The organism is Mesorhizobium sp. B2-4-6 (assembly GCF_006442775.1).
Taxonomy (GTDB): domain Bacteria; phylum Pseudomonadota; class Alphaproteobacteria; order Rhizobiales; family Rhizobiaceae; genus Mesorhizobium.
In genome coordinates, this window is record NZ_VFVI01000001.1 from 1,047,689 (window position 1) to 1,068,762 (window position 21,074).

25 protein-coding genes and 1 other RNA gene are annotated in these 21,074 nt (G+C 64.0%); 16 read left to right on the forward strand and 10 right to left on the reverse strand.

Annotated features, from left to right (window positions below; all coding sequences use genetic code 11):
• Positions 1 to 20: 20 nt before the first annotated feature.
• The gene (locus FJ957_RS04970) at positions 21 to 1,823 is read left to right on the forward strand and encodes a chloride channel protein (RefSeq protein ID WP_140829106.1); all 1,803 of its coding nucleotides are present in this window, start codon (positions 21 to 23) and stop codon (positions 1,821 to 1,823) included.
• Positions 1,824 to 1,826: 3 nt separating this feature from the next.
• Here FJ957_RS04970 and FJ957_RS04975 read toward each other — a convergent pair whose 3' ends face one another.
• The 4 genes from FJ957_RS04975 to FJ957_RS04990 form a co-directional block, all read right to left on the reverse strand.
• On the reverse strand, positions 1,827 to 2,054 hold the full coding sequence (locus FJ957_RS04975; protein ID WP_127878830.1) for a ribbon-helix-helix domain-containing protein: 228 nt from the start codon (positions 2,052 to 2,054) through the stop codon (positions 1,827 to 1,829).
• A 9-nt stretch (positions 2,055 to 2,063) separates the two neighbouring features.
• Positions 2,064 to 2,261, reverse strand: a complete 198-nt coding sequence (locus FJ957_RS04980; RefSeq protein WP_140829107.1) for a DUF4169 family protein — start codon at positions 2,259 to 2,261, stop codon at positions 2,064 to 2,066.
• 9 nt (positions 2,262 to 2,270) lie between these two features.
• Positions 2,271 to 2,801, reverse strand: a complete 531-nt coding sequence (locus tag FJ957_RS04985) for an SspB family protein (protein ID WP_140829109.1) — start codon at positions 2,799 to 2,801, stop codon at positions 2,271 to 2,273.
• A gap of 116 nt (positions 2,802 to 2,917) precedes the next feature.
• Entirely contained in the window at positions 2,918 to 3,601 is a 684-nt protein-coding gene (locus FJ957_RS04990; protein ID WP_140829111.1) for a TetR/AcrR family transcriptional regulator, read from the reverse strand.
• 209 nt (positions 3,602 to 3,810) lie between these two features.
• Here FJ957_RS04990 and FJ957_RS04995 point away from each other — a divergent pair, with 209 nt between their 5' ends.
• A complete protein-coding gene (locus FJ957_RS04995) occupies positions 3,811 to 5,016 on the forward strand; it encodes a multidrug effflux MFS transporter (RefSeq protein WP_140829113.1) in 1,206 nt (401 codons plus the stop codon).
• 44 nt (positions 5,017 to 5,060) lie between these two features.
• Here the strand turns inward: FJ957_RS04995 and FJ957_RS05000 are convergent, their stop codons facing one another.
• Entirely contained in the window at positions 5,061 to 5,621 is a 561-nt protein-coding gene (locus tag FJ957_RS05000; protein ID WP_140829115.1) for an AAA family ATPase, read from the reverse strand.
• Positions 5,622 to 5,721: 100 nt separating this feature from the next.
• Positions 5,722 to 6,082, reverse strand: a transfer-messenger RNA (tmRNA) gene (gene ssrA, locus FJ957_RS05005).
• A 168-nt stretch (positions 6,083 to 6,250) separates the two neighbouring features.
• On the opposite strand from ssrA, the gene FJ957_RS05010 reads away from it, so the two are divergent.
• Entirely contained in the window at positions 6,251 to 6,562 is a 312-nt protein-coding gene (locus FJ957_RS05010; protein WP_140829116.1) for a DUF2853 family protein, read from the forward strand.
• A gap of 143 nt (positions 6,563 to 6,705) precedes the next feature.
• Positions 6,706 to 7,500 carry a thymidylate synthase gene (locus tag FJ957_RS05015; RefSeq protein WP_140829118.1) on the forward strand — a complete coding sequence of 265 codons (795 nt, stop codon included), beginning with the start codon at positions 6,706 to 6,708 and terminating at the stop codon, positions 7,498 to 7,500.
• 15 nt (positions 7,501 to 7,515) lie between these two features.
• On the opposite strand, the gene FJ957_RS05020 is transcribed toward FJ957_RS05015, so the two are convergent.
• A complete protein-coding gene (locus FJ957_RS05020; protein ID WP_040995706.1) occupies positions 7,516 to 7,725 on the reverse strand; it encodes a molybdopterin-binding protein in 210 nt (69 codons plus the stop codon).
• A 167-nt stretch (positions 7,726 to 7,892) separates the two neighbouring features.
• Between FJ957_RS05020 and modA the strand changes: the two genes are divergently transcribed.
• The 4 genes from modA to FJ957_RS05040 all read left to right on the forward strand — a co-directional run bounded on the left by modA (position 7,893) and on the right by FJ957_RS05040 (position 10,953).
• Positions 7,893 to 8,687, forward strand: a complete 795-nt coding sequence (gene modA, locus FJ957_RS05025) for a molybdate ABC transporter substrate-binding protein (RefSeq protein WP_140829120.1) — start codon at positions 7,893 to 7,895, stop codon at positions 8,685 to 8,687.
• A gap of 22 nt (positions 8,688 to 8,709) precedes the next feature.
• Positions 8,710 to 9,414: a molybdate ABC transporter permease subunit gene (gene modB / locus FJ957_RS05030; RefSeq protein WP_140829122.1), complete on the forward strand. Its 705-nt coding sequence runs from the start codon at positions 8,710 to 8,712 to the stop codon at positions 9,412 to 9,414.
• On the forward strand, positions 9,411 to 10,523 hold the full coding sequence (gene modC / locus FJ957_RS05035) for a molybdenum ABC transporter ATP-binding protein (protein WP_140829124.1): 1,113 nt from the start codon (positions 9,411 to 9,413) through the stop codon (positions 10,521 to 10,523). The genes modB and modC overlap by 4 nt, the downstream gene beginning before the upstream one ends.
• Positions 10,524 to 10,611: 88 nt before the next feature.
• Entirely contained in the window at positions 10,612 to 10,953 is a 342-nt protein-coding gene (locus FJ957_RS05040) for a winged helix-turn-helix domain-containing protein (RefSeq protein ID WP_140755223.1), read from the forward strand.
• A gap of 155 nt (positions 10,954 to 11,108) precedes the next feature.
• On the opposite strand, the gene cobF is transcribed toward FJ957_RS05040, so the two are convergent.
• Positions 11,109 to 11,873, reverse strand: a complete 765-nt coding sequence (gene cobF, locus FJ957_RS05045) for a precorrin-6A synthase (deacetylating) (RefSeq protein WP_140829125.1) — start codon at positions 11,871 to 11,873, stop codon at positions 11,109 to 11,111.
• Between the two features lie 127 nt (positions 11,874 to 12,000).
• Between cobF and FJ957_RS05050 the strand changes: the two genes are divergently transcribed.
• The 6 genes from FJ957_RS05050 (at position 12,001) to FJ957_RS05075 (ending at position 17,690) form a co-directional block, all read left to right on the forward strand.
• Positions 12,001 to 13,014, forward strand: coding sequence for a DUF4424 domain-containing protein (locus FJ957_RS05050; protein ID WP_140829128.1), 1,014 nt, complete (start codon positions 12,001 to 12,003; stop codon positions 13,012 to 13,014).
• Positions 13,014 to 13,532 (forward strand): dihydrofolate reductase, encoded by a 519-nt coding sequence (locus FJ957_RS05055; RefSeq protein WP_140829131.1) that lies wholly within the window; start codon positions 13,014 to 13,016, stop codon positions 13,530 to 13,532. The genes FJ957_RS05050 and FJ957_RS05055 overlap by 1 nt, the downstream gene beginning before the upstream one ends.
• Positions 13,533 to 13,778: 246 nt before the next feature.
• Positions 13,779 to 14,894 carry an FtsH protease activity modulator HflK gene (gene hflK, locus FJ957_RS05060; RefSeq protein WP_140829134.1) on the forward strand — a complete coding sequence of 372 codons (1,116 nt, stop codon included), beginning with the start codon at positions 13,779 to 13,781 and terminating at the stop codon, positions 14,892 to 14,894.
• A complete protein-coding gene (locus FJ957_RS05065; protein ID WP_140829139.1) occupies positions 14,894 to 15,835 on the forward strand; it encodes a protease modulator HflC in 942 nt (313 codons plus the stop codon). Before hflK ends, FJ957_RS05065 begins: the two co-directional genes overlap by 1 nt.
• A gap of 6 nt (positions 15,836 to 15,841) precedes the next feature.
• Positions 15,842 to 16,027 carry a DUF2065 domain-containing protein gene (locus FJ957_RS05070; protein WP_140829143.1) on the forward strand — a complete coding sequence of 62 codons (186 nt, stop codon included), beginning with the start codon at positions 15,842 to 15,844 and terminating at the stop codon, positions 16,025 to 16,027.
• A 145-nt stretch (positions 16,028 to 16,172) separates the two neighbouring features.
• Positions 16,173 to 17,690 (forward strand): DegQ family serine endoprotease, encoded by a 1,518-nt coding sequence (locus tag FJ957_RS05075; protein ID WP_140829148.1) that lies wholly within the window; start codon positions 16,173 to 16,175, stop codon positions 17,688 to 17,690.
• A gap of 45 nt (positions 17,691 to 17,735) precedes the next feature.
• Here the strand turns inward: FJ957_RS05075 and FJ957_RS05080 are convergent, their stop codons facing one another.
• Both FJ957_RS05080 and serB read right to left on the reverse strand, forming a co-directional pair.
• Positions 17,736 to 18,308 carry a GNAT family N-acetyltransferase gene (locus tag FJ957_RS05080; protein ID WP_140829154.1) on the reverse strand — a complete coding sequence of 191 codons (573 nt, stop codon included), beginning with the start codon at positions 18,306 to 18,308 and terminating at the stop codon, positions 17,736 to 17,738.
• 8 nt (positions 18,309 to 18,316) lie between these two features.
• Positions 18,317 to 19,204: a phosphoserine phosphatase SerB gene (gene serB / locus FJ957_RS05085; RefSeq protein WP_140829160.1), complete on the reverse strand. Its 888-nt coding sequence runs from the start codon at positions 19,202 to 19,204 to the stop codon at positions 18,317 to 18,319.
• Here serB and miaA point away from each other — a divergent pair.
• Both miaA and FJ957_RS05095 read left to right on the forward strand, forming a co-directional pair.
• Positions 19,194 to 20,138, forward strand: coding sequence for a tRNA (adenosine(37)-N6)-dimethylallyltransferase MiaA (gene miaA / locus FJ957_RS05090; RefSeq protein WP_140829566.1), 945 nt, complete (start codon positions 19,194 to 19,196; stop codon positions 20,136 to 20,138). The genes serB and miaA overlap by 11 nt on opposite strands.
• A gap of 125 nt (positions 20,139 to 20,263) precedes the next feature.
• Complete coding sequence (locus tag FJ957_RS05095) at positions 20,264 to 21,055, forward strand: GGDEF domain-containing protein (protein WP_140829165.1); 792 nt, start codon at positions 20,264 to 20,266, stop codon at positions 21,053 to 21,055.
• Positions 21,056 to 21,074: the final 19 nt, after the last annotated feature.

Genomic DNA, 21,074 nt, shown 5'->3' on the forward strand with positions numbered 1-21,074 from the left:
AGAAAGTTCAGGCTCCCAAAATGAAACCTGCTCACGCCGGCAACGGCAATCTCCGCGACTTTACGACCGATCCGCGTGTTCTGCTGATCGCGGCCATTGCCGTCGTGGTGGCGACCGCTGGGCTCTTCGCCGGCATCGTACTTCTGCAGCTCATCCGTCTTGCCACCAACATCGCCTATTTCGGCCAGTTCTCGCTGGCCGAACTCAAGCTCGAGGACTCGCCGCTGGGCTATGCCGCCGTGATCGTCCCGGTGATCGGGGCGCTGATCATCGGCCTGATGGCGCGCTTCGGCAGCGAGAAGATCCGCGGCCACGGCATTCCCGAGGCCATCGAGGCGATCCTGCTCGGTCGCTCGCGGCTCGACGCCAAGGTCGCGGTGCTGAAGCCGCTGTCGTCGGCGATCTCGATCGGCTCGGGCGGACCGTTCGGCGCCGAAGGCCCGATCATCATGACCGGCGGCGCCATCGGCTCGCTGATCGCGCAGATGCTGCCGGTCAGCGACAATGAGCGCAAGACGCTGCTGGTGGCGGGTGCGGCGGCCGGCATGACGACGGTGTTCGGCACGCCGATCGCCGCCATCATGCTCGCCGTCGAATTGCTCCTGTTCGAATGGACGCCGCGCAGCTTCATCCCGGTCGCCGTCGCCGCGATCGTCGCGGAAGTCGAGCGCACGTTGCTGCACCTGCCGGGTCCGATCTTTCCGTTCTCAGGCACCATGGAGGTCTCGATCGCCGGACTGGGCGGCTGGGTGCTGGTCGGCATTGCCGCCGGGCTGCTTTCGGGCCTGCTGACGCAACTGGTCTATGCCTGCGAGGACGCCTTCCTGAAGCTGCGGATACACTGGATGTGGTGGCCGATGATTGGCGGCCTGGTGGTCGGCATCGGCGGTCTGATCGAGCCGCACGCGCTTGGCGTCGGCTACGACAACATCGCCAATATGCTCGACGGCCGCACCGTCGCGACTGCCGCGCTGCTGCTTCTGGTGGTGAAGGCCGTTATCTGGTCGGTTGCGCTGGGGTCCGGGACCTCGGGCGGCGTGCTGGCGCCGCTGCTCATCATGGGCGGCGCGATGGGAGCGGTGCTGTCGGGCATCCTGCCCGAGGCGAGTCCCGGCTTCTGGCCGCTGCTGGCGATGGCCGCGACCATGGGCGGCACCATGCGCGCGCCGCTCACCGCGACTTTCTTCGCCACCGAGCTCACCGGCAACACGCATGTCCTTGTCCCGCTGATCGCGGCCTGCGCCACCGCTCACGCGGTCACCGTGCTGTTGATGAAGCGCTCGATCCTGACCGAGAAAGTCGCGCGGCGCGGGCATCACCTCGTGCGCGAATACCGCGTCGATCCTTTCGCCCTGACCAGGGTCAAGGAGGTGATGACCACCAAGGTCGAGAGCGTGCCGGGGACAATGACGCTGCATGGCGCGGCAACCTTCCTGACCGCGCCGGACACCCGGCATCCGAGCTTCCCGGTGGTCAACGGAGAGGGACATGTGCTCGGCGTCATCGATCCGCCCGCGATCCTGCGCTGGCGGCGCGCCGGCAAGCATCGCGGCACGACGCTCGGCGAATTGCTCACCGGCAGCAAGATCACGCTGGCTTATCCGGACGAATATCTGGAGGCGCTTTCCGACAAGCTTCTGCTCGCCAATGTCTCGCATCTGCCGGTCGTCTCACGCGAGGATGAACGGCTCGTCGGCTATATCGGCTGGAAAGACATGATGCGAGTAAGGTCGAAAAAGCAGGCGGAGGAGCGCGACCGTGCGGCTCTGCTCAGCTTCGGCGCCAAGCGCAAGGCAGGGCAAAGCGTGGGCGATCGGGCTTAGGCATCACGACGCCGCGCCGCCGCGCTTCGCCCAGGCCAGCACATAGAGCCTCAGCGCGGACGACAGGTTGGCGTCGCGGGTGCGCGTCTCGTCGATCTCGGCGACCAACGCAGCGAGTGACAGCGAACGCTGCGCGGCGATGGCGATGAGGTCGTCGTAGAAAGGCTGTTCCAGGGAAAAGCTGGTGCGGTGACCGCGGATCGTTACCGAACGTTTTTCGACCGCGGCCATTGCAGGGACTCAGCGCTCGCCGGGGTCGTCGGGTTTTTCCCGGCGATGGCTGGCCACGAATTTCTCGGCCTTTTGCGATGCCAGCCGGTCACGCTCGCGCTCCGTCCTCGAGCGGCCGTGTAGCGCCCGGTTCTCGCCGGCCTGGCGTTCCTTCTCGATGCGCGCTTTGTGCTTGCGGGCCTGGCGGAGATTGACGACCTCGCCCATGGCGCCGGGCTACTTCTTGCGGAAGGCGTCGAGCGAAACGACGTCGGCGCCCTTGCCGCCGGTCTCGGCGACCGCCGGCTTCTTCTCGGCCTCGGCAGCCTTCTTCTTCGTTTCGGCCTTCTTCTCGGGGACGACGGCGATCGGCTCAGGCGCAGGAGCGGCGGCCTCGTCTTCGGCGCCCTCCGTCTTGACGTCGAATTCGAGCTCGAAATTGACCGACGGATCGTAGAAGCCGCGCACGGCGGAGAAGGGGATTTCGAGCTTTTCCGGCACGTCGGAGAAGGAGAGCCCGACCTCGAAGCCGGCATCCGTCACCTTGAGGTCCCAGTACTGGAACTGGATGACGATGGTCATCTGCTCGGGATAGCGCTCGCGCAGCCTGGACGAGATGCGCACGCCCGGCGCGCCGGTCAGGAAGGTGATGAAGAAATGATGATTGCCCGGAAGGCCCGTGCGCGCGACTTCGGCCAGGACCTTGCGCATGACACCGCGCAGAGCTTCCTGAGCCAGAATGTCGTAGCGGATGTGGTCGTCGGCCATCTGATGGTCGGGTTCCGTTGAATCGTCCGCATAGCTGTAATCAAGCTTGAGCGCGGCGTAAACCGCATATAGGCGCAAAGCCGTGAGGCCAAGAGGGGTACCGGCGATTTGATCGCTCAGGCGTGAACGAGCGCCGCCTGTTTGCCGGCTGGCGATTTCTTCCTCGCAAATGCGCTGAGGAAGGTCCGCACACCATTGGTGGCGGAGCTTAGCATCTCTTCCTCGGTCGGTGCGCCGCCCAGCATGAACGTGATCTGAAGCTCGGCGTTGACGAGGGCGAGGAACTGACGCGCCGCGACGTCGGGGTCGCCGATCGACAGATGACCGGCGAAGGCAAGCCGGGCGAAGCGCGCGGCAAGCGCCGACCAGGTGCGGCCCGGGCCTTGTTCGCGCCATTCGGCAAACAGTTCCGGATAACGCCCGCCTTCGGCCTGGATCAGCTTGCGCAGGAAACGGCCATCGCGGTTGCAGATGCAATTGCGGTTCATGCGCACCGCAAAGGCGACCAGGTCGGCTTCCAGGTCCGTGGGCTGATCGGGAAAGCTGGCGATGGTGGCGAAGATGCCCGCATTGCAGCGCTCCGTCAGGTCGCGCACGACGGCGACGAAGAGCTTTTCCTTATCACCGTGATGGTTGTAGACGGTCTGGCGTGAAACGCCGGCCTCGGCCGCGATCAGGTCGATATTGGCGCCGGCATAGCCTTCCCGACAGAATACGGAGGCAGCAGCCTCTACCACCGACACCCGCTTGGCCTCGTGGCTGCGTGGCGGGAAAGTGTCAGGAGAAATGCCGTGTTTCATGAAAATCTATATAGCGGTGATTGACGAATTGGACAAGCCTGTCTAAATTTGTGGACACAACCACAGGAAGTCTGCGCTGCCGAGACGAACAAGTTCGCTCTAGTGACGAATGAATTCGCTCTCAGGTGTCGGATTTCCGCGGGATGGAACGTCCTGGGTTCAGACGCCGATATTCGCGGCGGCAACCAGATCCGAAAAGAGCCTTAATCATGAGTCCAAAATTCCTCCGCATCGCGGTCGTGCTCGGCTTGTTGTCCGCGATCGGCCCGTTTGCGATCGATATGTATCTTCCCGCGCTGCCTTCGATCGGCCAGGATCTGCATGCCGGCACAGCCGCCGTGCAGATGAGCCTTCTGATCTTCTTCCTGTCGATGGGCTTCGGGCAGATCGTCGTCGGCCCGATCTCCGACATGGTCGGCCGCAAGGCGCCGCTTTACGCCGGCCTTGCGCTGTTCATGGTCGGCGGTGTCGGTTCGGCGATGGCGCCGACCATCGAGTGGCTAATCGCCTTCCGCTTCCTGCAGGGGCTTGGCGCCAGCGCCGGCATGGCGGTGCCGCGCGCCATCGTGCGCGACCTGCACACCGGCAATGAAGCCGCCAAGCTGATGTCGCTTTTGATGCTGGTGTTCTCGGTGTCGCCGATCCTGGCGCCGCTGACCGGCAGCCAGATCATCGAGAGTTTTGGTTGGCGCGCCGTGTTCTGGACGGTGACGGGTGCCGCTGCCTTGGCCACCATCCTGCTCGCCACCTCGCTCAAGGAGACGCGGCCGGTCGAAGAGCGCGCCGGCTCGTCCTTCGGCACGGCGCTTGCCGGCTACCGCTACCTGATGGGCGATCGCAACTTCCTTGGCCTCGTGGCGATCGCGGGCTTCGGCATTGCGAGCTTCTTCGTCTACTTGTCGAGCTCGTCCTTCATCCTGATCGACCATTACGGCCTGTCGCCGTCGGTCTACAGCGTGTTCTTCTCGATCAACGCGGTGGCCTTCATCGGCACGTCGCAGCTGACCGGGATGCTGGCCGATCGCTTCGGGTTGAAGCGCGTCGTCTGGGTGGCGGTCACCGGCTATGCCACGGTGATGGTGGCGCTGTTCGCGATCATGGCCTCGGGTGTCGACCGGCTCGACGTGATGGCCGCACTGCTCTTCGTCGGCTACGGTTTCCTTGGCCTCGTCATCCCGACAACCTCGGTGCTGGCGATGGAAGAACATGGCGAGATCGCCGGCACGGCCTCGGCGCTGATGGGTACGCTGCATTTCGCCATCGGCGCGCTGGCGATGGGCGTCGCCGGCATCTTCTTCGACGGCACGCCGCTGCCGATGGTGGCGGGCATAACGCTCTGCGCGGTGATTTCGTTCACGCTGGCCAAGCTGACGCTCGGCCGCTCGCGCGAAGCGGTCGAGGCGCCGGCGGAGTAGGCAATCACAGACCAGACAGAAAGGCCGGGCATGCCCGGCCTTTTTCATGTCCGTGGCAGTCCGACCTGATCGATGACGAAGCGCAATCGTTCCTCGACCGGAGCGAGAGGCAACGGCACCAGTTCGTAACCGAGCTCCACATAGACGCCGGTCACCGAGCGGAATGTGCGCTCGGCCTCGTCGAGCGTCTGCTTGCGCTCCTCGTCCTGGGTGAAGATCTCCGGCCAGGGCGGCGCGACGAAGACGCGGCGCGCGTAGCGGAATTTCCTCGCAGCGCTCGTGAGGTGGTCCGGCACCGGCAGGCCGCAGAGCCTGAGATAGCCGACCGAGTCGGGCGCGCCGCGATCGAAGAAGATCGGGCCCGGTGGTTCGGCATGCGCGGCGTGCCATGAGCGCAGCTCCCACGACAGCATCAGTTCGGCAAAGAGCGCGCGATCCTGCCAGGGAAGGGCAGGGCCGCCGATGGCCATCTGGTCGCGGATGATACCGCGACCGGCCTCGGGCGCCGTCGCGAAGCCCTGGGCCCGCAGCGCTTCGATCAAGGTGGTCTTGCCAGAACCTGGACCGCCGGTCAGCACGAAGAATCGGCCGCAATCGTTTTGCATCGCTTGTCCATTGAGGATGGGCGGCAAGGCTGTACGCCGCGCATCGAGCGCCGGACGAGCCTTGGCCGTTCGGTTGGTGGAAAGAAGCAAAAGAGGGGAAGGTGGAGGTTTCTGTTGCCAGGTACCTCCGAACCCCGCCTAGAAGTGCGAACCGCTAGGGCTTGATTTGAAGCGTTCGCGCCGCATTAAGCAGCGAGACGAGCTTCCGCATAGTTGTCGTTGGCAACTATAAGTTTAGCCCGATGACGGTGGTACAATGCCGGGCAAAAGTACGATCTTTACACCTTCGTCGATCCTATTTCGCCCCCAGCAAAAGCCGCTCCGTCAGCCAGAGCGGTTTTTGGTGGAGGCGCCGGGTACCGCCCCCGGGTCCGAACGGCTTATTTCATCGCCTGTTTATCGCCATAGTCGGTCAAGCCGACGAAACGAATATAGGGATCGATAACGGAAAAAGAAAGGCCAAACCGGCACTTATCCGATTATGCCAAACTGCGCAGCCAAGGGTTGACTTGCGCGGCCACTCAATCAAATCTCGCTGCCGGTGAGGAGTCTCCGACCTAACGCACAGGTTGCGTAGCGCGCCACAACCCTCACCGATCGGATCGGTGGCGCCGACGAGGGGAAGTTTGATGGCCGACTATCTTGCGGATGTGAAGAAATACGATGCCAGCGCCAGCGCCGACGCGGTCGATAAGATCGTCAAGCATCTGGGCATTGCGCTCAGGAACCGCGATTCCTCGCTGGTGTCCTGCACCGACCCGAAGGAGCTCGACCGCGTGCGGGAGAACTGGATCGGCAAGAAGCTCGGCATCGCGGATGCCGCAAAGGCGAATGCCTCTATCGAGAAGACCTGCAAGGCGATGCATGCCGACAACACCAAGAGCCGCGTGACCTTCTACTATCTGGTTGCCAAGGACCTCGGCAAACTCGGATCTCTGTAAGGCACAGCCACCCCGCGGCCGGCACGAAACCGTGCCGGTGCCGTGGGTTTTTTGGCGCGATCCATATCCGCAATCTGCTTTGCGGTGTTCGATCGGCTGTCGGTCGGGTATGATTGTCTGTTACCCGAATCGAGGCAGAGCCGATGCGCCAATATCTCGACCTGTTGAAGGATGTGCTGGAGAACGGCGCCGACCGCGGCGACCGCACCGGGACAGGCACGCGCTCGGTGTTCGGCTACCAGATGCGCTTCGATCTTTCGCGCGGCTTTCCGGTCACGACCACGAAGAAGCTGCATCTGAAGTCGATCATCCACGAGCTTTTGTGGTTCCTGGCCGGCGACACCAACATCAAATATCTCAACGACCATGGCGTCACCATCTGGGACGAATGGGCCGACGAGAATGGCGATCTTGGACCGGTCTACGGCAAGCAATGGCGCTCATGGCCGGACGGGCATGGCGGTGAGATCGACCAGATCGCGAATCTTTTGAAGGAGATACGCAAGAATCCTAGCTCGCGCCGGCTGATCGTCTCGGCCTGGAACCCGGCTGAAGTCGAGGCGATGGCGCTGCCGCCCTGCCACTGCCTGTTCCAGTTCTACGTTTCGGAAGGCAGGCTCTCCTGCCAGCTCTACCAGCGCTCGGCCGATATTTTCCTCGGCGTGCCGTTCAACATCGCTTCCTATGCCTTGCTCACCATGATGGTGGCGCAGGTGACCGGGCTGAAGCCCGGCGATTTCGTCCACACGCTGGGCGACGCGCATCTTTATTCGAACCATTTCGAGCAGGCGCGCGAGCAGATGCGACGCACGCCAAAGGCCTTGCCGACGATGTGGATCAATCCGGAGGTGAAAGACCTTTTCGCCTTCCGCTTCGAGGATTTCCGCCTTGAGAACTATTTTGCGGATGCCAACATCAAGGCGCCGATCGCGGTATGAGTGAGCCTCGCCGGCTCAGTCGATGCCGACCATGACGTCCGAGGCCTTGATCACCGCATAGGCCTGCTTGCCTTTCTCGAGCGCGAGGTCGGCGACCGCTTCGTTGGTGATCGAGGAGGTGACGATGACGCCGCCGCCGATGTCGATCCTGACATGCGAGGTGGTGGCTCCCTTGACGATCTCGGTGACCTTGCCCTTGAGGATGTTGCGGGCGCTGATCTTCATGCGTCTGTCCTTTGAGCTTCGCCGTTCCGTTTCGCATTCATCGTAGGCTGAGACCACGCCGGCGCACAATGCCGTGGCAGGCGAAAAGCCTTCCCTTGTTATGTTCATGCGGATATATCGATCCGAGGCTTTGGGCCGTACGGATTTTGAAACCAGGGAGAGATTCCATGACGGGCAAGGGTTTTGGGTTGAAGGCGGCAGCTATCGGCGGTCTGGCGGCAATGCTGATGGCGGCAGTGCCGGCTGCCCATGCCGACGACGAGGTGATCGTGTTTGCCGCGGCGAGCCTCAAGGACGCGCTCGACGCGGTCAACAAGGCCTGCGAGCCGGAAGTCGGCGAAGCCGCCACCATTTCCTACGCGGCGAGCTCGGCACTGGCCAAGCAGATCGAAGGCGGCGCGCCGGCCGACATTTTCGTCTCGGCCGACCTCGACTGGATGAAGTATCTCTCCGATAAAAAGCTGACCAAGCCCGATACCGAGGTGAAGCTGCTCGGCAACCAGATCGTGCTGGTGGCGCCGAAGGATTCCACGGTCGAGACCAAAGTCGAGAAGGGCTTCGACCTCGCCAAGCTGATCGGCGACGGCAAGCTTGCCATGGGCGATTTCAAGGCCGTGCCCGCCGGCAAATACGGCAAGGCGGCGCTGGAATCGCTGGGCGTCTGGTCGTCGGTCGAAGGCAAGGTCGCGCAGGCCGAGAATGTGCGCGCCGCACTGAAGCTGGTGTCGACGGGCGAGGCGGCGCTGGGCATCGTCTATGCCACCGACGCGCATGCCGAAAAGGGCGTCAAGGTCGTCGGCACCTTCCCGGAAGATTCGCATCCGCCGATCATCTACCCGATTGCCCAGACCGCGGATTCGAAGGACAAGGATACGGCTGCCTTCCTGAAATGCGTCGAATCGGCCAGGGCCGCCGAGCTCTTCAAGGAGCAGGGTTTCACGGTGCTCGCGCCGAGCAACTGAGAAAGAGCGCGCAAGCATAGCTATGAACTGGCTGCTGGACCTCACTCCCGACGAATGGAATGCGGTCCGGCTGTCGATCAAGGTGGCGACGGTGGCGATGCTCGCCAGCCTGCCGCCCGGCATCCTGCTCGCGCTCCTGCTCGCGCGGGGGCGTTTCTGGGGAAAGACCCTGCTCAACGGGCTGGTGCATCTGCCCTTGATCCTGCCGCCGGTGGTGACCGGCTATCTGCTCTTGCTCACCTTCGGCCGGCGTGGCCCGGCCGGCGCCTTCCTTGCCGAGCATTTCGGCATCGTCTTCTCGTTCCGCTGGACGGGCGCGGCACTGGCCTGCGGTGTGATGGGCTTTCCGCTTATGGTGCGGGCCATCCGGCTGTCGATCGAGGCGGTCGACCGCAGAATCGAGGCCGCCGCCGGCACGCTCGGCGCCAATCCGCTCTGGGTCTTCGCCACCATCACGCTGCCGCTGATCCTGCCCGGCCTGATCGCGGGCGCGATCCTTTCCTTCGCCAAGGCGATGGGCGAATTCGGCGCCACCATCACCTTCGTCTCCAACATCCCCAACGAGACGCAGACGCTGCCCTCGGCGATCTACACCTTCACGCAGGTGCCGGGCGGCGATGAAGGCGCGCTCAGGCTGACGCTGATCTCGATCGTGATCTCGATGGTCGCGCTGGTCGCTTCGGAAGTGTTGGCGCGGCGGGTCGGCCGGCGAATGGACATCGAATGACGCTCTCCGTCGATATCCAGCATCGCCTCGGCGATTTCGCCGTGGAGGCGCGTTTCGAGAGCGCCGGCCGGCTGACGGCGCTGTTCGGGCCGTCCGGTTCGGGCAAGTCGACGCTGATCAATCTGATCGCGGGCCTGATCCGTCCGGACAAAGGCCGTATCTCGGTCGACGGCAAGGTGCTGGTCGACACCGCCGCGCGCATCTTCGTGCCGATGCACAAGCGCCGAATCGGCATGGTGTTCCAGGACGCGCGACTGTTCCCGCATATGAGCGTCGCCGGCAATCTGCGCTACGGCCGCTGGTTCACACCGGCTTCCGAGCGCTACGCCAAAATGGATGCGGTGGTCGACCTGCTCGGCATCGGTCACCTGCTCGACCGGCGGCCGGCGAAACTGTCGGGCGGCGAAAGGCAGCGGGTCGCGATCGGCCGCGCGCTGCTTGCCAGCCCGAAAATGCTTCTGATGGACGAACCGCTCGCCTCGCTCGACGAGGCGCGCAAGGCCGAGATCCTCCCCTATATCGAGCGGTTGCGCGACGAGACGAAGATCCCGATCGGCTATGTCAGCCATTCCGTCGCTGAGGTGGCGCGGCTGGCAAGCGACGTGGTGGTGCTTTCGCAGGGCAAGGTCGCGGCGTCGGGCCCGACCGAGGCGATCATACGGCGGCTGGATCTGTTGCCGGCGGAAGAGCGTGCCGAAGGGGGCGCCTTGCTCGACACCGAGGTTCTGCGCCACGACGAGGCCTTTGGTATGACGGTGCTTGCCTCGCAGGCCGGCGAGATCCGCGTGCCGAAACTGGCGCGGGCGGCCGGCGCTCCGGTTCGCATTCGCGTCCGCGCCCGCGACGTGATGGTCGCCATCGAGAAACCCGCCGGACTCAGCGCGCTCAACATCCTGCCGGGAACAATCGTCAGCATGAAGCCGGGCGAGGGGCCCGAGGTCGAGATCGGCATCGATTGCCGCGGCGCGGTTGTGATCGCGCGGATCACCGAACAATCGCGGCAGGCGCTTGGTCTCAAGCTGGGAAGCCAGGTCTTCGCGGTCATCAAGACTGTGAGCTTCGATCGCGCAAACACCGGCGCCGGCCTGCCGGCCGAAGCCGACGTTTGAGGAGCTCGATCATGTCGCTATGTATATTTGGAATAGCGCTATCTTCCCGCAGGGACTATTGTCGTGCCGTGAAATCCGAGGAGATGAAATGCCGTCGCTCAGCCTGCGGATAAATCTCGATCCCGACGGCCGGATCGGCCCGGGCAAGATTGAACTCCTGGAGCAGATTGCCGCCTTCGGCTCGATCTCGGCCGCGGCGCGCGGCATGGAGATGTCCTACAAGCATGCCTGGGATCTGGTCGAAGATATGAACCGTGTGTTCGGCAAGCCGCTGGTCGCGGCGCAGACCGGCGGCCGAAAGGGCGGCGGGGCGCAATTGACATCGGTGGGTCTGGCCGTGGTCAGCCGGTTTCGCGCCATAGAGCGAGCGGCTTCATCGGCTGCCGCCATTCATATGCAGGCCTTGCAGGCGGAGATCGATGCGGGATGAGGCGGTAGGCAGTAGGCAGTAGGCAGTAGGCAGTAGGCAGTAGGCAGTAGGCAGTAGGCAGTAGGCAGTAGGCAGTAGGCAGTAGGGTATGATGTCCTGGATGCTCGAAAGCGAGGCCCCTATTATCTTACTGCCTATTCCTTACTGCCTACTGCCTAATCCCCTGGCTTCCTCAGCAGGTAGGTGTCCATGATCCAGCCCTTCTTCCGCCGGGCGTCCTCGCGAACCCTTTCGATTTCGGCGCTGACATCGCCCAGCCGGCCGGAAATGACGATCTCGTCCGGTGTGCCGAGATAGGCGCCCCACTGGATGAGGACGTCCTGGTCCGTCAGCGTGTTGAAGGCGCATTTGCCGTCGAGCATGACCACGGTCGAGCCGGCATTGGCGGCCAGGCCTTCCTCGGTCAGCCGCCGGCCGGTGGTGACCAGGATCGAATCGCCGATGCGGTTGAGCGCGGTCGCGTGGGCGGCGGCCAGCGCCTGGATCGCGGTGATGCCGGGGATGACTTCGAGCCCGAAACCGACATTGCCTCTGAGGCGAACGCGTTCGAGGATACGCAGCGCGCTGTCATAGAGCGACGGATCGCCCCAGATGAGGAACGCGCCGCAACCGTCGTCGGCAAGCTCGTCGCGGATCAAGGCCTCATAGATCTCGGCGATCGCCTCGTGCCAGTCGTCGACGGTTGCCCGGTAAGACGACGTCGGCTCGGCCCGAACCGGCACATCGAACTCGACACGGCGCGATTTCGGATTGGTGACGAAGCGGTCGCATATCTGCCGGCGCAAATCGGCAAGATCGTTCTTCTTCGCTCCCTTGTCGGGAATGAACAGCACGTCGGCACGGTTCAGGCCGTTGATGGCCTGTACAGTCATGTGGTCGGGATTGCCGGCGCCGGTGCCGATGACGAGAAGCTTGCGCATGGCGCTCTCCTGCCCGATCGATGGCGCGGTGTCCAGAAGTCCCGATGCCCGATGACGAAGGGCTTTGAAACGGCGCCCTGAAACGGTAGATGAAAAGACGCCCGGTATCGCCGTCGAGGAGGGGTCCATGTTACGCACCGTACTGACCGCAGCGCTGGCAATCATGGCCGCTCCGGCCTGCGCCAATGATTCCGTCGCCGAGCTCGGCACCGGCGGCCTGATCCTGTCGCGCAGCGATGCCGTCGCCATGCAAAGCGAGGATCTTTTCATCTCGCCGGAGAAGGTGACGGTCGACTATGTGTTCCGCAACAACACCGACAAGGATGTCAGCTCCATCGTCGCGTTCCCGATGCCTGACATCGAGGGCGATCCGAACGAGATGCCGGCGATCCCGGAAGCGCAGAGCGACAATTTCCTCGGCTTCGAGGTGACGATCGACGGCGTCGACGCGAAGCCTCAGCTCGAGCAAAGGGCGTTTGCGCTGGGCATCGACATCACCACGGACCTCAAGGCGCAGAACGTACCGCTCTATCCGTTCGGCGCCGCCGCCAAGGCGGCGCTGGCGAAACTGCCCAAGGATGTCGCCGAGGATTGGGAAAACCGCGGCATTATCATCGAGGATACCGCCGATGACGGCTCGGGCATGAAAACCGCCTATGCGCCGTTCTGGCAATTGCGCTCGACCTATTGGTGGCGCTCGACCTTCCCGGCCAACAAGGAAGTCCATGTTTCGCATCGCTATAAGCCCAGCGTCGGCGGCACTTCCTCGGTCAGTTTCTTCTCCGAGGGCCAGTTCCAGGGCCAGTATGCGGCCTACAAGACCCGCTATTGCATGGACGGCGCATTCGAGAATGCGGTCCGCAAGGCGGCCAAGGAGAATCCCGACGGCTATCCGAAATATTACGAGAGCCGGATCGCCTACATCCTGACCACGGGGGGTAACTGGGCCTCCGGCAATATCGGCAATTTCAAGTTGACGATCGACAAGGGCAGCCCCAAAAACCTCGTCTCCTTCTGCGGCGACAATGTCAAAAAGGTCGGACCGACGACGTTCGAGATCACCGCGAAGGATTTCTATCCCGAGCACGACATCGACATCCTGCTGCTGGAGCCGTCGGACAACGGCGGGAATGGCGGCTGATGGACATCGCGATCTATGTCGCCATCGCCGAAAACGGCGTGATCGGACGCGAAGGCGGCCTGCCGTGGCGGCTCTCCACCGATCTCAAGCGGTTCAAGGCCGACACGATGGGCAAGCCGATCATCATGGGCCGCAAGACCTATGAAGGCATCGGCCGGCCGCTGCCCGGCCGTCTCAACATCGTGGTGACGCGCGATAAAACCTGGCGGGCCGAGGGCATCGAGGTGGCCCACTCGCTGGATGACGCGATCGCGCTGGCCAGGGTGCGCGGCCGCTGCATGGCGGGAGCGGAGGAGATCTGCGTGGTCGGTGGCGGCGAGATCTACGCCCAGGCCTTGCCGCTCGCCGACCGGCTGCATGTGACGCACGTGCTGGCCAGCGTCGATGGCGACGCGCATTTCCCACCGATCGACCCAAATGTCTGGCAAGCCGTCAGCGCCGAGGATTTTCCCGCCGGCGAGAAGGACAGCCACGCCACGCGTTATACGGTTTACGAGCGCCGGCGCGACGATCGTTGACGACGACAAAGGGTCGCTACCGATCCAAATCGCATGAGACGGTGGCACATCGCGTTGAAAGCGGGTCAAGGCGTCCCTATAGAAGAACGGTGTGCAGCGGTACAACGTCCAACCGGACGCGCAAGAGGCCGCCGTAATACTTTGATTTTGGCGCATGATTCCTTTTCGAAAACCGATATGGGTTTTCCGGGTCATGCGTTAGGATTGCGCCGCAAGGCCTGAGGGAACCGGAGCGAAAGGACATTCATGCCCTGGAACGACAAGAGCGGTGGCGGCGGCCCATGGGGCGGCGGCGGCAATCAAGGGCCCTGGGGGCAGGGACCGAAAGGGCCAAGCGGCCCGCAGGGTTCGCCTCCCGATCTTGAGGATATCATCCGCCGCGGCCAGGACAGGCTGCGGCGCGCGCTTCCGGGCGGCGGCGGCACCAGCCCGGCCGTGCTCGGGCTGATCGCGCTGGCCCTCATCGTGCTGTGGGCGTTCAAGGCGATCTACACCGTGCAGCCCGACGAAGTTGCGGTCGAACTGCGTTTTGGCCAGCCGAAAGCCGAGCTTTCGCAACCAGGCCTGCATTTCCACTGGTGGCCGATCGAAACGGTCGAAACCGCCAAGATCTCCGAGCAGTTGGTCAGCGTCGGCGGCGGCTCGAGCAGCGGCTCCGGGCTGATGCTCTCCGGCGACCAGAACATCGTCAACGTCCAGTTCTCGGTCGCCTACCAGGTCTCCGATCCCAAAGCCTATCTGTTCGACGTCTCCGATCCCGACGGCATGCTGGCGCAGGTCGCCGAGAGCGCCATGCGCGAAGTCGTCGGCCGGCGCCCGGCGCAGGACATTTTCCGCGACGACCGCCAGGGTATCGCAACCGGGGTGCGCGAGATCATCCAGGGCACGCTCGACGGCTACAAGACCGGTCTCCAGGTCAACGCAGTCTCGATCGAGGACGCGGCACCACCTCGCGAGGTGGCCGATGCGTTCGATGAGGTGCAGCGCGCCGAGCAGGACGAGGACAAGTTCGTCGAGCAGGCCAACCAGTATTCCAACCAGAAGCTAGGGCAGGCGCGCGGCGAAGCGGCTCAGGTCCGCGAGGATGCGGCGGCCTACAAGAACCGCGTCGTTCAGGAGGCGGAAGGCGAGGCGCAGCGCTTCATCTCCGTCTACAACGAGTACGCCAAGGCGCCCGACGTCACGCGCAAGCGCCTTTATCTCGAAACCATGGAGAAGATCCTGAAGGACTCGAACAAGGTCGTCGTCGAGCAGGGCAACGGTCAGGGCGTGCTGCCTTACCTGCCGCTGCCGGCATTGCAGCCGAAAGCACAGCCGGCGCCGGCCCCTATGGGCGGCGTCACGACGGGAGGTAACCAGTGATGGCCAACCGTCTTCCCATCATCGCGGTCATCGCTGCCGTCCTTTTGTTTTTGCTCTATTCGTCGGTGTTCGTGGTCAATGCCGGCCAGCAGGCCATCGTGCTCAGGTTCGGCGAGATCATCGACGTCAAGAGCGAGCCCGGCATCTACTTCAAGGCGCCGTTCGCCTTCTTCGATGCCGACAGCGTGCAAATGGTCGAGAAGCGGGTGATGCGCTTCGACCTCGACAACATCCGCGTCCAGGTCTCGGGCGGCAAGTTCTACGAGGTCGATGCCTTCATCGCCTACCGCATCTCGGATCCGCGCACCTTCCGCGCGGCGGTATCCGGTCAGGTTGAACTGGCCGAAGCCCGCCTGAGGACGCGTCTCGACGCGGCGCTGCGCCGTGTCTACGGCCTGCGCGACTTCGAAGCCGCTCTTTCGGAAGAGCGCGGCAATATGATGCGCGAGGTGCGCGATCAGCTTCGCCCCGACGCGACCTCGCTCGGCCTCGACATCGAGGACGTGCGCATCCGCCGGACCGATCTGACGGCGGAGGTCTCGCAGCAGACCTATGACCGCATGAAGGCCGAGCGCCTGGCGGAAGCCGAGCGCCTGAGGGCTCGCGGCAACGAGGCGGCGCAGCGCATCAAGGCGCGAGCCGACCGCGAGGTCGTCGAGATCATCGCCGAGGCGCAGAAGGAATCGGAAATCCTGCGCGGCGAGGGCGAGGCGCAGCGCAGCGCGACCTTCGCCGACGCCTATAAGCGCGATCCGGCCTTCTTCGACTTCTATCGCTCGATGAACGCCTACGGCACGGCGTTGGACAACACCGGAACGACGATGGTGCTCTCGCCCCAATCCGAGTTCTTCCGCTACTTCCGCGATCCGGACAGCAAGCCCGGGCCGGCACCTGTCGCGCCTGCGACACCACCTGCAACGCAACCCGGCACCGCCCAGTAGCGGGCGGTGCAGGATTTTCTGGCGGCAATCGGCCTGGTCCTCGTGATCGAAGGGCTGGTCTATGGAGGGTTTCCGGCTTTGGCCCGGAAACTCGCTACTGAAGTGCTGTCGGTGCCGGAAAATGCGCTGCGGATCGGCGGGCTGGCGGCGATCGCCATCGGTGTAGGCATCGTCTGGCTGGTCCGCGGTTGATGAAATTCCTTGGTGCCGAAGCGATTGACGATTTATCTTCCGCCGATAGCTATAGCCGCAAACGTGCCTTATTTCTTGCCAACATGAATCGGACAGGCGCCTTTGCGGATGCGCCGTTCTTTTTCTGAAACACCGGGAGGCCACGATGATATCCGACACCCTGTTGCGCGCGGCGCGGCGCACCTTCTTCGCCGGCGCCACGGCATTCGCAGTCGGCATTGTTGCCGTTCCGTCCTTCGTCACGCCGACGATCGCCTCCGACGGACCGCCTTCGGTCGCCGATCTGGCCGAGCGCCTGCTTGGCGCGGTGGTCAACATCTCGACCTCGCAGACGGTGAAAGGCACGGAAGGGCCGGGCGCGGTGCCGATGCCGCAGCTGCCAGAGGGCTCGCCGTTCCAGGACTTCTTCGACGATTTCTTCAAGAACCGTGGCGGCGACAAGGGCGGTGCCGCGCAAAAAGTGCAGTCGCTCGGCTCCGGCTTCGTCGTCGACGCCGAGCAGGGTATCGTGGTGACCAACAACCACGTCATCGCCGATGCCGACGATATCGAGGTCAATTTCTCCGACGGCATCACGCTGAAGGCGACGCTCGTCGGCACCGACACCAAGACCGATGTCGCGGTGCTGAAGGTCGACCCCAAGGGCCACAAGCTGACGGCGGTGAAATTCGGCGATTCCACCAAGATGCGCGTCGGCGACTGGGTGATGGCGATCGGCAATCCGTTCGGCCTGGGCGGCACGGTGACGGTCGGCATCGTCTCGGCGCGCAACCGCGACATCAATTCCGGCCCCTATGACGACTTCATCCAGACCGACGCCGCCATCAACCGCGGCAATTCCGGCGGCCCGCTGTTCAATGCCGAGGGCGAAGTCATCGGCATCAACACGGCGATCATCTCGCCGTCGGGCGGCTCGATCGGCATCGGTTTTTCCATCCCCTCGCAGCTTGCGGCCGGCGTCGTCGACCAGCTTCGCCAGTATGGCGAGACGCGGCGCGGCTGGCTTGGCGTGCGCATCCAGCCGGTGACGGCGGACATCGCCGAAAGCCTTGGCATGGCGACCGCAAAGGGCGCGCTGGTGGCCGGCGTCATCAAGGGCGGGCCGGTCGACAACGGTTCGGTGCAGGCCGGCGACGTCATCATCAAGTTCGACGGCAAGGACATCCATGAAATGCGCGACCTGCCGCGTGTCGTGGCCGAAAGCCCGGTCGGCAAGGCGGTCGACGTCATCATCGTGCGCAAGGGCGTCGAGCAGACCGTCAAGGTGACGCTCGGACGGCTCGAGGACGGCGAGAAGCTGGCAAGCGGCGAGAACGGCAACACCGACCAGGGCAAGGGCGACAAGGCGACGCCTCCGGTATCGACGGCTTCGGTGCTCGGCATGACGGTCGGCGAGCTCAACGACCAGACGCGGCAGAAGTTCGGCATCGCGGCGGACGTGTCCGGCGTGGTCATCACTGATGTCGCCAAGGATTCGGCGGCAGCCGAGCGCGGCATCCAGCCTGGCGAGGTGATCACCGAGATCGCGCAGGAATCGGTCGGCACGCCGAAGGACGTGATGGACCGGATCGGCGCGCTGAAGGAGCAGGGCCGCAAGAACGCGCTCTTGATGCTGGCCTCGAAGACCGGGGAATTGCGCTTCGTGACGATCCGGATGGATTGAGTCGGGAAAGGCGCCCAACTAACTGGACTTCAACGAAGAGGGCGGCTAGCGAGCCGCCCTTTTTCGTGTCTGCCAGTCCTCGCGCGACAGCCTGTACATGACATGCCGCTTGAGATGCGGATGGCTGTCGGGAACGGCGGGATGGTCGAAATCGGCAGCGGGGTCGGCTCGCATGCCGAGCCGCTTCATGACGGCGATGGAGCGATGATTGCCAGCAACCGCGAACGACACGATTTCGCCGACGCCAAGCGTTTCGAAACCATAGGCGAGCCAGGCTTCGGACGCCTCGGTGACATAGCCCTTGCCCCAGAATTCGGGTGCCAGCCGCCAGCCGATCTCGATCGTGCCGGGCGCCAGCACGTCGATGTCTTCCGTTCCGGACAAACCGACAAAGCCGATGCATTCGCCGGTCGCGGCGATTTCGGCCGCGGCGAAGCCGTAGCCATCCTCATCGATCCAGCCGCGGACCTGGTCCATCTTGGCATCCGCCGCGGCACGGTCGCGGCGGAACGGGAAGAATTCCATCACGCGCTCGTCGGAGTTGATGCGATGGAAAAGCGCGCGGTCGCGCTCTTCCCAATTGCGCAGGATGAGACGCTCGGTGCGTATCGGCGTCATTGGAGACCTCACAAGACGAATTCATCCCGGCGGTAGCCCTGGAGATAGAGCAGCGCCGTCAGATCGCCATGATCGATGCGGATCCGGGCCTGCTCCGCCACCGCCGGCTTGGCGTGGAGCGCGACGCCGGTGCCGGCAAGGCGGATCATATCGAGGTCGTTGGCGCCGTCGCCGACCGCGATGGCATCGTCGGTCGCTAGTCCAAGCCGCGCCGCGATGTCGAGCAGCGCTTCGGCCTTGGCGGCGCGGCCGAGGATCGGCTCAGCCACCATGCCGGTGAATGTGCCGTCTTTCTCGATCAGCCGGTTGGCGCGGTTTTCCTGGAAGCCCAGCATGGCGGCGATGCGGCTGGTGAAGACGTCGAAGCCGCCGGAGACCAGCGCCGTCCAGGCCCCGTTGGCGCGCATCGTTTGCACCAACGCGCGGCCGCCGGAGGCGAGCGTCAGGCGGTTGGCGATGATACGGTCGACCACGGCTGTGTCGAGGCCTTTCAGCAAGGCGACGCGTTCGCGCAAGGCGGGCTCAAACGCGATCTCGCCATTCATCGAGCGCGCGGTGATCGCCGCCACATGATCCTTGACGCCGATTTCGTCGGCAAGCTCGTCGATGCATTCCTGGTCGATCATCGTCGAGTCCATATCGGCAAGCAGGATCTTCTTGCGCCTGCCTTCGGCGGGCTGGACGATGACGTCGACCGGCTCGGAAGCCAATGCGGCACGCAGATTGGCGGTCATTTCGCCGATATCGGGCGTCCGCGGCAAAACAAGATCGCAGGCAATGTCCTCGGCCAGCCAATCAACGGCGCTTGCGCCGGCGGCCCGCAAGGCCATATTCGCAAGCGAGGCCGGCACGGCGCGGGCTTCTGGACGGGACACTAAAGTGGCGATCAGCGGCATCGAACATTCCGGCAGGCAGGCGGGCGAAGGCCGCGTCAAGAACGCGATCCTGATAGCCGGGCCGACAGCCAGCGGCAAGTCGGCGCTGGCGCTCGATCTCGCCGAACGCGACGGCGGCGTCATCGTCAACACCGATTCCATGCAGGGCTATTCGGTGCTCGATGTCCTGACGGCGCGGCCGAGCGCCGCCGAAATGGCACGCGCACCGCATTTCCTCTACGGCCATGTCCATCCCTCCACGGCCTATTCCACCGGCGCCTGGCTGCGCGACGTCACGAAGCTGATAGAAGACGGCGCGCTGTCGGGCCGGCCGGTCGTTTTCGTCGGCGGCACCGGGCTCTATTTCCGCGCGCTGGCCGAAGGCATCTCGGACATGCCGGACATTCCGGCGTCCGTCCGCGAGCGCTGGCGCTACGAGCTCAAGGAACAAGGGGCCGAAAGGCTGCATCGCCTGCTGATGCGTGAGGATTCGACCGTCGCCATGCAGCTCAGGCCGACCGACGGCCAGCGTATCGTGCGGGCACTCGAGGTGCTCGACGCTTCGGGGCGCTCGATCCTGGAATGGCAGGCGGCGCGCGGCCGGCCGCTGATCGATCGCGACAGCGCGCGTTTCCTGGTCATCGAGCCGGACCGGCAGCAACTGGTGCGGCGCATCGAGGCGCGTTTCGACCAGATGCTCGACAAGGGCGCGCTCGACGAAGTGCGCCAAATCATCGCGCTCGGCCTCGACGCGGACCTGCCGGCGATGAAAGCGATCGGCGTGCGCGAGCTGCAAGCGGCAATGGCCGGACAGTCGGGTTTTCCCGAAGCGATCGAACGCGCCAAGATCGCGACCCGGCAGTATGCCAAGCGCCAGTCGACCTGGTTCAGGCACCAGTTGAGCGCGGAGTGGCGCAGGCTGCGGCCGGGCGACGAACCGGCGCTCCCGGACTGACGAAAAGCTTTTTCAATCAGCACCTTAAAATCCCTGGCTCTAATTCTCGCCAAGGTTGTCCGGGTTAACCGTCCGTAAGGTCCGCCATGCCATAACCTCAAGGGTTGCAGTGCCGCGGGGAGTAGATGCGTTTCCATAAGGCGGAATCCGCATTTTTCGTCTTTATTTTCGTGATCCTGGCCGCGGGCCTGGTGACCTTCCATGCCTATGGTCAATTGCAGGACATCGCCGCCGACCTCGACGCCGCATCGCGCGTCGACAAAATTGTCTATCTCAACAAATTGCTGTTCGTCACCGGGGCGCTGCTGGCGACCGCGCTGTTCTTCGGCACCTTCTTCATCTACCCGCTGATCCGTGGCCAGGTGCGGGAAGAGGGCAAGCTCAGGGCCATGACGGTTTCGCTCAGCGCCCGTTCGCAGACGTTCGAGCAGGCGGCGCTCACCGACGGTCTAACCGGAATGCAGAACCGCCGCTATTTCGACGATGCACTGCGCGAATATCTCCACGAGTTTCGCCGCATCGACAGGCCGGTCGGACTGATGATCCTCGATCTCGATCATTTCAAACAGGTCAACGACACGCATGGCCATGACGTCGGCGACGAGGTGTTGAGGGCCGTCGCCGCGTGTCTGAGGGGCATGACGCGTTATCACGATGTGGTGGCGCGGCTGGGCGGTGAGGAGTTTGCCGTCGTCACTCCCAACATGGATGTCGAATTGCTCGCCAGGTTCGCCGAACGCATCCGCAAGGCGATCGCCAACATGTCGATCATGTCGGGCAATGTGCGGCTGAAGGTCACCACCAGCGTCGGCCTTGCCGTCTGGGACCACAAGGAGAGCGCGGAGGATTTCTACCGCCGCGCCGACCGCCAGCTCTATGAGGCGAAGAAGCAGGGCCGCAACCGCGTCTGCGCCTAAGATTCCACCACTAAATTCG

Excerpts from the sequence above, each read along its gene's own strand:
- FJ957_RS04970 (WP_140829106.1), top strand. The coding sequence starts at position 21 with ATGAAACCTGCTCACGCCGGCAACGGCAATCTCCGCGACTTTACGACC.
- FJ957_RS04975 (WP_127878830.1), bottom strand. The coding sequence starts at position 2,054 with ATGGCCGCGGTCGAAAAACGTTCGGTAACGATCCGCGGTCACCGCACC.
- FJ957_RS04980 (WP_140829107.1), bottom strand. The coding sequence starts at position 2,261 with ATGGGCGAGGTCGTCAATCTCCGCCAGGCCCGCAAGCACAAAGCGCGC.
- FJ957_RS04985 (WP_140829109.1), bottom strand. The coding sequence starts at position 2,801 with ATGGCCGACGACCACATCCGCTACGACATTCTGGCTCAGGAAGCTCTG.
- FJ957_RS04990 (WP_140829111.1), bottom strand. The coding sequence starts at position 3,601 with ATGAAACACGGCATTTCTCCTGACACTTTCCCGCCACGCAGCCACGAG.
- FJ957_RS04995 (WP_140829113.1), top strand. The coding sequence starts at position 3,811 with ATGAGTCCAAAATTCCTCCGCATCGCGGTCGTGCTCGGCTTGTTGTCC.
- FJ957_RS05000 (WP_140829115.1), bottom strand. The coding sequence starts at position 5,621 with ATGCAAAACGATTGCGGCCGATTCTTCGTGCTGACCGGCGGTCCAGGT.
- FJ957_RS05010 (WP_140829116.1), top strand. The coding sequence starts at position 6,251 with ATGGCCGACTATCTTGCGGATGTGAAGAAATACGATGCCAGCGCCAGC.
- FJ957_RS05015 (WP_140829118.1), top strand. The coding sequence starts at position 6,706 with ATGCGCCAATATCTCGACCTGTTGAAGGATGTGCTGGAGAACGGCGCC.
- FJ957_RS05020 (WP_040995706.1), bottom strand. The coding sequence starts at position 7,725 with ATGAAGATCAGCGCCCGCAACATCCTCAAGGGCAAGGTCACCGAGATC.
- modA (WP_140829120.1), top strand. The coding sequence starts at position 7,893 with ATGACGGGCAAGGGTTTTGGGTTGAAGGCGGCAGCTATCGGCGGTCTG.
- modB (WP_140829122.1), top strand. The coding sequence starts at position 8,710 with ATGAACTGGCTGCTGGACCTCACTCCCGACGAATGGAATGCGGTCCGG.
- modC (WP_140829124.1), top strand. The coding sequence starts at position 9,411 with ATGACGCTCTCCGTCGATATCCAGCATCGCCTCGGCGATTTCGCCGTG.
- FJ957_RS05040 (WP_140755223.1), top strand. The coding sequence starts at position 10,612 with ATGCCGTCGCTCAGCCTGCGGATAAATCTCGATCCCGACGGCCGGATC.
- cobF (WP_140829125.1), bottom strand. The coding sequence starts at position 11,873 with ATGCGCAAGCTTCTCGTCATCGGCACCGGCGCCGGCAATCCCGACCAC.
- FJ957_RS05050 (WP_140829128.1), top strand. The coding sequence starts at position 12,001 with ATGTTACGCACCGTACTGACCGCAGCGCTGGCAATCATGGCCGCTCCG.
- FJ957_RS05055 (WP_140829131.1), top strand. The coding sequence starts at position 13,014 with ATGGACATCGCGATCTATGTCGCCATCGCCGAAAACGGCGTGATCGGA.
- hflK (WP_140829134.1), top strand. The coding sequence starts at position 13,779 with ATGCCCTGGAACGACAAGAGCGGTGGCGGCGGCCCATGGGGCGGCGGC.
- FJ957_RS05065 (WP_140829139.1), top strand. The coding sequence starts at position 14,894 with ATGGCCAACCGTCTTCCCATCATCGCGGTCATCGCTGCCGTCCTTTTG.
- FJ957_RS05075 (WP_140829148.1), top strand. The coding sequence starts at position 16,173 with ATGATATCCGACACCCTGTTGCGCGCGGCGCGGCGCACCTTCTTCGCC.
- FJ957_RS05080 (WP_140829154.1), bottom strand. The coding sequence starts at position 18,308 with ATGACGCCGATACGCACCGAGCGTCTCATCCTGCGCAATTGGGAAGAG.
- serB (WP_140829160.1), bottom strand. The coding sequence starts at position 19,204 with ATGCCGCTGATCGCCACTTTAGTGTCCCGTCCAGAAGCCCGCGCCGTG.
- FJ957_RS05095 (WP_140829165.1), top strand. The coding sequence starts at position 20,264 with ATGCGTTTCCATAAGGCGGAATCCGCATTTTTCGTCTTTATTTTCGTG.